This window comes from Curtobacterium sp. NPDC088465 (assembly GCF_044753165.1).
In the GTDB taxonomy this organism is placed as follows: Bacteria; Actinomycetota; Actinomycetes; order Actinomycetales; family Microbacteriaceae; genus Curtobacterium.
In genome coordinates this window covers 156222-166404 of sequence record NZ_JBIVMR010000003.1, presented here as the reverse complement: position 1 = coordinate 166404, position 10183 = coordinate 156222, and the positions used below count along the sequence as shown (strand labels likewise).

Here is a 10183-nt window from a genome sequence, read left to right as displayed (position 1 = left end):
CCGCGCGCGTGGTGGCCGCGGCGGTGCGCAACGGCTGGGTCACCGCCCCGCCCCGGGGGGGGGGGGGGGGGGGGCCCGGGGGGGGGGGGGGGGGCCGGCGGCCCCCGCGCCTCCCGTCCGTCCGTCCGTCCGTCATCCGTGTCGCACCGGTGCCGGGTCGGAGGCTCCCGGCCCACCTAGGATCTTCCGGTGAGCACCGCGACCGCGCCGCCGACGCCCCTCGACCGCCCCGACCACCTCGTCGGCGAGTCGACGCACGACCCCTCCGGAGCGCTGCACGACCGCGGTCGACGGGCGCTTCGCGGGACGCTCGCGGCGCTGGCGATCTGGGCGGCGGCCCGGGTGCTGCTCGAGGGAGCCGCCCTCGTCGCCTGGCTCGTCGAGCGACCGGGACAGCTCGGCCTGCGGACGCTGCCGACCGTCCTGAACCACTGGGACGCGGAGAACTACCTGCACGTCGCCCTGGCCGGCTACCCGACCTTCGGCGTCGTGCCGTTCGACGAGGCGTTCCTGCCCGGGTACCCCTTCCTCTCCCGCTTCGTCGCCGAGGGTGTGTTCTTCACCGTCACCCCGAACCCGACCCAGGTCGCCGCGGCCATGTGGCTCGTGACCGGCCTCTCCGCCGCCGTCGCCGCGGTGCTGCTGTGGAAGGTCGTCCGCGACCGCTTCGACGCGCGCGTCGCGGCCGGCGCCGTCGCGCTCCTGGTCGCGGGGCCCTATGCCCACTTCATGGTCGCGCCGTACGCCGGGTCGCCCTACCTGGCCTTCGCGATCGCCGCCTGGCTGCTCGTCCAGCGCGGCCGCTGGCTCACCGGGGCGCTGCTCTGCATCCCGGCGGGACTGATCCGTGTGGAGACGGTCTACCTCGTGGCGGCCCTGGTCGTCGCGCAGCTGCTCGGCCCGCGGATCCGGCCGTTCTGGTCGCGCCTGTGGCGAGCCGCCGCCTTCGGTGCGGTGGGGTCGCTCGGCCTGGGCTACTACCTCGCCTGGCTCTGGCACCAGACCGGAAACCCGACGCACTGGTTCCTCGTCCAGAAGCTCGGGTGGCACCGCGAGACGCAGTGGCCGTGGGAGACGTTCCGCACGACGCTCCGGATCGCGACCGGGACGACCGGGTCGGGGCAGTTCCAGGAGTGGTCGGACATCGTGATGGTCGCGGTCTACCTGGTCGCGGTCGGCTTCCTCATCGCGAAGCGGTGGTGGCCCGAGCTGGTGTACACGGGCCTCATGGTGGTGTCCATGGGGACGAGCTACGCGTGGACCTCGATGGCCCGCGAGAGCTCGGTGCAGTTCCCGCTCATGGTGCTCGTGGCCTCCACGCTGGCCGGCCGTCGTCGCTCACGGTGGATCTTCTGGGTGGTGCTCGGCATCGGGATCGTGGACGCGACCTACCAGTCGTACCGGTTCGCACTCGGCGACTGGGGCGACTGAGCCGTCAGCGGTCTGGTCGACGGGCGGTCCGGGCGTCGGGCGGTCCTGGTCCTCGCCGTCCCACAGGTCCGCGCAGTCGACCGCGGAGACCCCCGCCCGCCGGAGCCAGGCACCGGCGACCCGGTCCCCCGGGTCGGCCGTGACCGCCGCGACGAGCGCCCCGCGGTGCGCCGGACCGACCAGCACCGGGTGACCCGGTCGGCCGTCGAACGCGGCACGCCGCAGGACGTCCGCACCCGCAGACGCCCCGATGACGCGGCGCACGACCGTCGGTGGCATCGTCGGCAGGTCGACGAGCGCGACGCACGCGACGACCCCGTCGTCGAGCACCCGCAGCCCCGCCGCGAGCGACGCACCGGGTCCCTCGGCCCAGTGCTCGGCGACCACCGTGCGGACGGACGGCAGGTCCGGCACGAGCACTCGGGCGTCCCCGGCCGCGGCGCCGAGGACCACGACCACCGAGGCGCAGCCGCCGTCGAGCAGTGCCCGGCTCACGGACCCGAGCCACGGCGTCCCGTCCGTCGTCCGCACCAGCGCCTTCGGCATGCCCATGCGCGTCCCGGCACCGGCGGCGAGCAGGACCCCGGTCACCGGCAGCGGGACGTGCGGGGCGACCGGCAGCGGGTCGTCCGGTCGCGGCACGCGCGGGCCGCCGCTCAGACGAACGCCGGGACGGACGTCCAGGCTGCCGGGGCGTCCTCGACCCCGTCACGCACGACCGTGCCCGAGATGAGTCCGTAGGGACGGTCGGCGGCGAAGAACACCTCGCCCGGGTTCTCGAGCCCGAACGGGGACAGGTCGACCAGGAAGTGGTGCTTGTTCGGCATCGAGAAGCGCACTTCGGCGATCTCGGGGAACGACTCGATCGCCGCGCGCCCCATCGCGAACAGGGTCTGCTGCAGGGCGAGCGAGTGCAGGTCCGCGAAGGTCGCGAGCATCCGGTCGAGCACGCCGGTCCACACCCGGTCGTAGTCGATGCCGTCGGCGACCGCCTCGGGTGTGTAGCGCCACCGCGCGGTGACCGACGTCGCGAGGATCCGGTCGTCGGTCTCGGCGAGCGTCGTGTACGCGTCACGCGGGAAGCCGTGGAACTCGCTGCCCGTCGACTTCAGGACCGTCAGGTCGGTCACGCCGGCGAGCACGTGGACGTCGTCGCCGTCGACCTGCACCACGGCGGTGCGGGTGCCGCGGCCGGACCGGACGAACGCGTGGTCGTGCGCCCGACCGTCGACCGCGATCCGCTCCCAGGCGTGCTGCTCGGCGGACAGCGTCGACCCGTCGTACCAGTCGAACGCCGTCGCGAAGTGCCGGCCGAGGCGGAGGAGGAACTCCTCCGGGGCGCCCACACCGTGCTCCTTCGCGAACGCGTAGACGGTGTTCTTCTGCGTGTCCGTCGCGACGACCTTCGCGTTGTCGCCCTCGGTGTAGGACTCGGCGAGCGCCGCACCGCGCAGCTGGGTCGTGACCGTCAGGTCCTCGATCTCGTGGCGGTCGGTGTCGCGGGTGACCCGGACGAGGCGGACCTCGGCCTTGCCGTACTGGTTCGCACCGAGGCGGACGGACGTGCTGACGGGGGCTGCGGTGGCGGTGGTGTCCATGCGGCGACGATGACAGCCGCGTGTTTCGGTGGTGCGTCGATCAGGTCACGAGCTCCGTCCGCCGAGCCGGCCCGGTCGTGACGCGGCCGTCGTTCCCCCGTAACGGTGCCGAAACACCCGTTCCCTAGCGTTGCCGCCACGAACCGATCCGACCGAGGAGGCACCGTGGCGCGCAGCACCGCACCCCGAGCGTCCTCGGCGTGGAACCGCGGGATGATCGCGCACGGCCGACGACCGGGCGACACCGTCGTCACCCGTCCCGCCACCCCGATCGGACCCCTGCATGGACCTCGTCACCGTCCGCACCCTGCGGACACCGTCGCACCGCGACGACCTCGCGCTCGCACCCGGTGAGCAGCCGCTCGCCGGCGGCACCTGGCTGTACTCCGAGGAGCAACCGGGAACCACCGGCCTCGTCGACCTGACCGGCCTGGGCTGGCCGGACGCCGAGCACACGCCGGAGGGTCTGCGGCTCGGTGCGACGTGCACCATCGCGACGCTGCTGCGGCTCGACCCCGAGCCGGGGTGGCGTGCGTGGCCCCTCGTCGAGCGGTGCGCGAACGCCCTGCTCGCGTCGTTCAAGGTGTGGAACGCGGCGACGGTCGGCGGGAACGTGGCGACCGCGCTGCCCGCGGGAGCGATCACGGCGTTGCTGGTGACCCTGGACGCGACGGCGGTCGTCTGGACGCCGGACGGCGGGGACCGCCGCCTGCCCGTCGCCGACCTCGTCACCGGGGTCCGCGCCACGGCACTGGCGTCCGGCGAGGTGGTCCGCGCGTTCGACGTGCCGGAGTCGGCGCTCAGGAGCACCACCGGGTACCGCCGTGTGTCGCTCAGCCCCCACGGTCGGACCGGCGCGCTCGTGACCGCGCGCTGGGACGCCGACGGCTTCGTCCTCGTCGTCACCGGCGGGACCCGGCGACCGGTCGTGCTGCGGTGGGACGCGGTGCCCACGGCGGCCGAGGTCGACACGGTGCTCGCCGCCCACGACGACTGGTACGACGACCCGCACGGCTCCCCCGACTGGCGTCGGGCGGTGTCCCGCCGCTTCGCCGCCGAACTCGTCGCCGAGGCCGGCGGCTCGGGTCTCGCTGCTGCGGAGGGGGACGCCCGATGAGGTTCGAGGTCGACGGGACGACCCTGGACGCCGCCCCGCAGCCGGGCCAGGTCCTCCGCACCCTGCTCCGCGAGCACGGGGTCACCAGCGTCAAGAAGGGCTGTGACGCCGGCGACTGCGGTGCCTGCTCGGTCCTGCTCGACGGGGTGCCCGTGCACTCCTGCATCACACCGGCGCACCGGCTCGAGGGTCGCGTGGTGACGACGGCCGCGGGCCTCGGCACGCCGGAGCAGCCCCACCCCGTGCAGCGGGCGTTCGCCGAGGCCCCCGGGTTCCAGTGCGGGTTCTGCACCGCCGGGTACGTCGTCACCGCGTCCGCCCTCGACGACGACCAGCTCGCCGACCGACACCGGGCGCTCAAGGGCAACCTCTGCCGGTGCACGGGGTACCGCGCGATCGAGGACGCCCTCGACGGCGTGCGCAACACGGCGTGCCCGGGTGCCGGGGCCGCCGTCGGCACGTCCGTCGCGGCCCCGGCGGCGATGCGGATCGTGACCGGGGGCGAGGAGTACACGCTCGACGTCCGCTCGACCGAGGCGCTCCTGCACGTGGCGGTCCTCGGCAGCCCCCACCCGCACGCCCGCGTCGTGTCGATCGACGCGAGCGCGGCCGAGGCCCTGCCCGGTGTGCACCTCGTGCTCAGCCACCACGACGACCCCGGCGTGCTCTTCTCGACCGGGCGGCACGACTCGCGGCTCGACGACCCCGACGACACCCGCGTGTTCGACCGGGTGCTGCGGTTCCGTGGGCAGCGCGTGGCGGCCGTCGTCGCCGACAGCGTCCGGATCGCGGAGCAGGCGTGCGCCGTGCTTCGGGTCGAGTACGAGCTGCTGCCGAGCGTGCACGACGTCGACGCCGCGCGCGGCCCGGGCGCTCCCCTGCTGCACGGCGACAAGACGACCGCCGAGCACCGCATCGCCGACCCCGGCCGCAACGTGGTCGCGGCCCTGCACGGCGAGACCGGCGACGTCGAGGCCGCGCTGGCGTCCGCCGTCGCGTCGGTCGACGGCACCTGGAGCACCGGTCGTGTCTCCCACGCGGCGCTCGAGACGCACGCGACCCGCGGTTCGCTGGACCGGGACGGGAGGCTCGTGCTGCGGACCGCCACGCAGGTCCCGTTCCTGGTCCGCGACGAGATCGCGCACGTCTTCGGCCTCGACGCGTCGCGTGTGCGGGTGGTCGCCAAGCGCGTCGGCGGTGGGTTCGGCGGGAAGCAGGAGATGCTCACCGAGGACCTCGTCACCCTCGCCGTGCTGCGCACGGGTCGGAGCGTGCAGTACGAGTTCAGCCGCCGGGACGAGTTCACGATCGCGCCCACGCGGCACCCGATGCGGGTGCGTGTCCGGCTCGGTGCGGACGCGTCCGGCCGCCTGACCGCGATGCACGTCGACCAGGTGATGGACACGGGCGCCTACGGGAACCACGGCGTCGGCGTCATGTTCCACTCGGTCAGCGAGTCGGTCGCCGTCTACCGCTGCCCGGCGAAGCGGGTCGACGCCGAGTCCGTCTACACGAACAACCTGCCGTCGGGGGCGTTCCGCGGGTACGGCCTGGGCCAGGTGGTGTTCGCGATCGAGTCGGCGATGGACGAGCTCGCGCGTCGGCTCGACCTCGACCCGTTCGAGCTCCGGCGGCGCAACGTCGTCGTGCCGGGCGACCCCCTCGTCGTGACCGATCCCGACGAGGAGGACGACCTGCGCTGGGAGGGCAGCTACGGCCTCGACCAGTGCCTCGACCTGGTGGAGGACGCGCTGCGCGCGCCGCTGCCCGAGGTCCCGGCGATGGACGGTCCACCGCTCGACCCGCCCACGGCGGACGGTTCCGGGGACTGGGCGTACGGCACCGGCATCGCGCTGGCGGCCATCGCGACGATGCCGCCCCGTGGGCACCACGCGCACGCGACCGTCGAGGCCACCACGGACGGCCGCTACCGGATCGGGGTCGGCACGGCGGAGTTCGGCAACGGCACGACGACCGTGCACACCCAGCTCGTCGCGACCGCCCTCGGCACCACGCCGGACCGGGTCGACGTGCACCAGTCCGACACCGACGCCGCGCAGTACGACACCGGTGCGTTCGGCTCCGCCGGGGTGGTCGTGGCGGGCAAGGCGCTGTTCGCGGCGGCCGAGGACCTCCGCGAGCAGCTGACCGCCCGGGCGCTCCGGATCGTCGCCGCGCGCACACCCCGTGCCGCCTCCGGGCCGCTCGGCCCCGCCGTCGAGGTCCTGCCCGGCGGCGTCCGCGTCGGTGACGAGGTCGTCGGACACGCCGAGCTCCTCGCCGAGGGACCACTGGTCGCACACGGCAGCCACGACGGCACCCCGCGGTCGCTCGCGTTCACGGTGCACGGTGCCCGTGTCGCGGTGCACCGACCGACCGGCGAGGTCCGGGTGCTCCACAGCGTGCAGGCCGTCGATGCCGGGACCGTCCTGAACCCCGAGCAGCTGCGCGGACAGGTCGAGGGCGGCGCAGCACAGGCGATGGGATCGACCCTGTACGAGGAGGTCGTGCTCGACGACACCGGTCGCGTGACCACCGACGCCTTCCGGTCGTACCGGGTGCCGAAGATCTCCGACGTGCCCCGCACCGAGGTCCGCTTCGCCGACACGCACGACCCGCTCGGACCGCTCGGGGCGAAGTCGATGAGCGAGGCCCCGTACAACCCCGTCGCCCCGGCTTTGGCGAACGCCGTCCGCGACGCGATCGGCGTGCGTCCGTACCGCCTCCCGATGACGCGCGACCGTGTCTGGGCACTGCTGCAGGGCGACGCGACCGACGCCGGAGGTGCGTGATTTTCGAACTGGCACCGCGCCTCCTGGCCGTCCTCGACACGGGTGCACCGGTCGTCGTCGCGACGGCGGTCTCGATGACCGGCAGCGCGCCGAGCGGCGTCGGGACCTCGATGGCGGTGCTGCCGGGCGGACAGGTCGTCGGCGCCATCTCCGGAGGCTGCGTCGAGGGCTCGCTGTTCCTCACCGCCGAGCAGGTGCTCGAGACCGGCGAGGCGGTGTTCGAGCGGTTCGGCTTCGACGACGACCCCGACGCCGTGTGGGCCCCCGCGCTCCGGTGCGGTGGTCGCGTGGAGGTGCTCGTCCACCGGGTCACGTCCGACGACGCCCTGCTCGTGAGCGCGCTCCGTGACGCCGCGGCCGGTCTGCCGACCTCGCTCGCCGTCTCGCTGGAGCCGGGGACGCTCGGGGTGGTCGTCACCGCTCCGGACGGGTGCCGCGACCGGGTCTTCGTCGAGCGCAGTGACCACCGCCCCCGCTGCGTCGTCGTCGGCGCCGTCGAGACCGCCGTCGCCGTGACGAACGCCGCCGCGGTGCTCGGCTACGCCGTGACCGTGGTCGACCCGCGGCCGGTGTTCCTGACGGACGAGCGCTTCCCGGCCGCGGACGAGCGGATCGTGGGCTGGCCGACGCGCGTGCTCGAGGGGTTGCCCGTGGACCGGACGACCGCCGTCGTGGTGCTCTCGCACGACGACCGGTTCGACGCCGAGGTGATCGACCAGGCGCTCCGCCGCGGAGCCGGGTACGTCGGCGCGATGGGCTCCCGATCGACCCACGAGCGGCGGCTCGCGGAACTGCACGCGCTCGGCACGCCGGACCTCGATCGGCTCCGCTCCCCGATCGGTCTCGACATCGGCGCGCGGACCCCGGCCGAGACGGCCGTCGCGATCATGGCCGAGGTCGTCGCCGTGCGGACGGGCTCCTCGGGAGGGGCGCTGACCGGCGGGTCCGGCCCGATCCACCGCGTCCCCGCGCGGGTCCCCTGACGCGCGCGCGTCGTGCCCGTCGAACGACGCTCCCGGGACGGCACCAGGGGCGGCGCCTGGTTCGACCTCGCATCCGTGGTTCGACGTCGCATCCGTGGTTCGACGTCGCATCCGTGGTTCGACACGGCCGTCCCGCTCGGCGCCGCGAGCGTCCGGGCGAGAGGAGCCCGAAGGGCACGGGCTCCCACGCGCCTTGAACGGTATGACGATTCGAGCGCACACAGAGCGGTCCAGTGCACGAGGACCGACCGGCACCGACCGCTCGTCACCGCCGCGACCGGGCGACGACGACTCCGGGTTCCGACTGCGCCTCCGGGCGCCGAGGGGAAACTCCGCGGTGACACCGGCGAAACACGGGCACCCTAGGTTCGCCCCATGACGCAGACCCTGATCCGCGCCGGCTGGGTGCTCACCGCCGCACCGGACGGCTCCTCCACACCCGCAGCGATCCGCGACGGCGCCGTCCTGCTCGACGGGGACCGCATCGCCGCCGTCGGCACCTTCGCCGAGCTGTCCGCTGCGCATCCCGACGCACCCGTCCGCGGCGGCGCGTACGACATCGTGACCCCGGGCTTCGTGAACACACACGGCCACTTCAGCGAGGGGCTCATCACGGGCATCGGCTCGCAGTACACGCTGTGGGAGTGGCTCACCGCACTGATCGGCCGCGTCAATCGGGTGATGACCCGCGAGAAGGCGTACGCCGGCACGGTGCTCCAGGGCATCCAGCTCCTCCGGAGCGGTGTGACGACCGCGAACGACATGTTCTGCGCCGACCCGGTGCCCGACGAGCCGGCGACCCCGGGTGTCGTGCAGGCACTCGAGGACCTCGGGCTCCGCGGTGTCGTGTCGTTCGGCTCCGGCGACGTCGACCGCGACTTCGGCGCGACCCCGATCCTCGACGAGTTCGAGGCCCTGCGCGAGGCCGCCGACGCCAGCCGCTACAGCACCTTCCGCGTGGGCGTCTCGTCGATCGGCCGGTACACCGACGACACCTGGCAGGAGCACGTCGACTACGCGGTCGCGGGCGGCCACGGGGTGCACGTGCACTTCCACGAGGTGCGCGAGGAGGTCACCGCCGCCCGGCAGCGCACCGGTCGGACGGCGATCGGCCACGCCGAGGCGACGGGCATGTTCCAGGTCCCGGTGATCGCCGCGCACAGCGTCTGGGTCGACCGCGAGGACCGCGAGCGCTACGCCACGCACGGCGTCGGGGTCGCGCACAACCCCGTCGCGAACGGCATCCTGGCGAGCGGCATCGCGCCGGTCACCGAACTGCGAGCGCTCGGCGTCCCGGTCGGGATCGGGGTCGACGGTCCGGCGTCGAACGACTCGCAGGACTTCCTGCAGGCGATGAAGACCGCGGCCCTGCTCGCCCGCGTCCGCGACCTGCAGGCAACCGCGATGAGTGCACGCGAAGCCCTCGAGATGGGCACGATCGGCGGCGCCCGGGCCCTGCGGATGGAGCAGGAGATCGGGTCGCTCGAGCCCGGCAAGCGCGCTGACCTGGTGGTGTTCGACGGCGACTCCCCCACGCTGGCGAACGTGCACGACCCCTACCAGGCGGTCGTCTTCGTCGCGGGCAGCCGTGAGGTCCGCGACGTCTGGGTCGACGGCGAGCTGAGCCTCGCCAACGGCGACGTCACGAAGGTCGACGTGCGCGAGGCGGTGGACCGCGCCCGCCCCCTCGCCCGCCAGCTCGTCGCCGAGGCAGGGCTGGAGCGCCTGTCGGCGCTCACCGGTGGCGCGCTCGACGACACCGAGCGTCCGTAGCGGCGCACGTGCGACCGATCGGCCGTGGGGCTCAGCCGAGCGTGATCTCCCGGATCGTCGCCGACACCGTCGACGGATCGTCGGCCGTGGTCTGCGCGGAGCACGACCACTCGACCGGTTCCGTCGCCGTCCCGTGCTCCTCGCGCCGCACGGACGACTCCCCGGTGACGGCTGCCACCGTCACCCCGCTCGGACCGGACGATCGCTGCTCGACGCCCGTCGACCGGGTGTCGACGACCTTCCACGGGGTCGTCCCGTACTGGTCACGCCACCAGGCGACGATCGCCGGCCCGACCCTCGTCTCGCACGCCGCGCGCGCGACCCCGTCGAAGGAGGTCTGCTGCTGCGTGCAGCCGGTGAGCGCGACGAGCACGACCACGACGGCCGTGGCCGCGACGGTGCGGGTCCTCATGTACCCATCGTGCCGAACGCCGTGCGGCGCGTACAGCCCGGGGACGCCGGAGCGCGCGACGCGGCGACCGATCCGCT

Annotated in this window: 8 protein-coding genes; 5 read left to right on the top strand and 3 right to left on the bottom strand. The window is 74.1% G+C overall.

Features of this window, described 5'->3' with window-relative positions; all coding sequences use genetic code 11:
• Window positions 1–189 precede the first annotated feature (189 nt).
• A complete protein-coding gene (locus tag ACIP6W_RS12545; protein ID WP_400429879.1) occupies window positions 190–1431 on the top strand; it encodes a mannosyltransferase family protein in 1242 nt (413 codons plus the stop codon).
• Here the strand turns inward: ACIP6W_RS12545 and ACIP6W_RS12540 are convergent.
• Together ACIP6W_RS12540 and pucL are read right to left on the bottom strand one after the other, a co-directional pair.
• Window positions 1339–2073 carry an NTP transferase domain-containing protein gene (locus ACIP6W_RS12540; protein ID WP_400429877.1) on the bottom strand — a complete coding sequence of 245 codons (735 nt, stop codon included), beginning with the start codon at window positions 2071–2073 and terminating at the stop codon, window positions 1339–1341. The two genes, ACIP6W_RS12545 and ACIP6W_RS12540, sit on opposite strands and share 93 nt — an antisense overlap.
• Before the next feature lie 14 nt (window positions 2074–2087).
• The gene (gene pucL, locus ACIP6W_RS12535) at window positions 2088–3029 is read right to left on the bottom strand and encodes a factor-independent urate hydroxylase (protein ID WP_209685656.1); all 942 of its coding nucleotides are present in this window, start codon (window positions 3027–3029) and stop codon (window positions 2088–2090) included.
• Between the two features lie 283 nt (window positions 3030–3312).
• Here pucL and ACIP6W_RS12530 point away from each other — a divergent pair, with 283 nt between their 5' ends.
• The 4 genes from ACIP6W_RS12530 (at window position 3313) to ACIP6W_RS12515 (ending at window position 9694) form a co-directional block, all read left to right on the top strand.
• Window positions 3313–4146, top strand: coding sequence for a xanthine dehydrogenase family protein subunit M (locus ACIP6W_RS12530; protein WP_066655746.1), 834 nt, complete (start codon window positions 3313–3315; stop codon window positions 4144–4146).
• Window positions 4143–6938, top strand: coding sequence for a molybdopterin-dependent oxidoreductase (locus ACIP6W_RS12525; RefSeq protein WP_400429874.1), 2796 nt, complete (start codon window positions 4143–4145; stop codon window positions 6936–6938). The genes ACIP6W_RS12530 and ACIP6W_RS12525 overlap by 4 nt, the downstream gene beginning before the upstream one ends.
• Window positions 6935–7921, top strand: a complete 987-nt coding sequence (locus tag ACIP6W_RS12520; protein ID WP_271826777.1) for an XdhC family protein — start codon at window positions 6935–6937, stop codon at window positions 7919–7921. The genes ACIP6W_RS12525 and ACIP6W_RS12520 overlap by 4 nt, the downstream gene beginning before the upstream one ends.
• A gap of 375 nt (window positions 7922–8296) precedes the next feature.
• A complete protein-coding gene (locus ACIP6W_RS12515) occupies window positions 8297–9694 on the top strand; it encodes an amidohydrolase family protein (RefSeq protein ID WP_400429872.1) in 1398 nt (465 codons plus the stop codon).
• A 31-nt stretch (window positions 9695–9725) separates the two neighbouring features.
• On the opposite strand, the gene ACIP6W_RS12510 is transcribed toward ACIP6W_RS12515, so the two are convergent.
• Window positions 9726–10106, bottom strand: coding sequence for a hypothetical protein (locus ACIP6W_RS12510; protein WP_251160298.1), 381 nt, complete (start codon window positions 10104–10106; stop codon window positions 9726–9728).
• Window positions 10107–10183 lie beyond the last annotated feature (77 nt).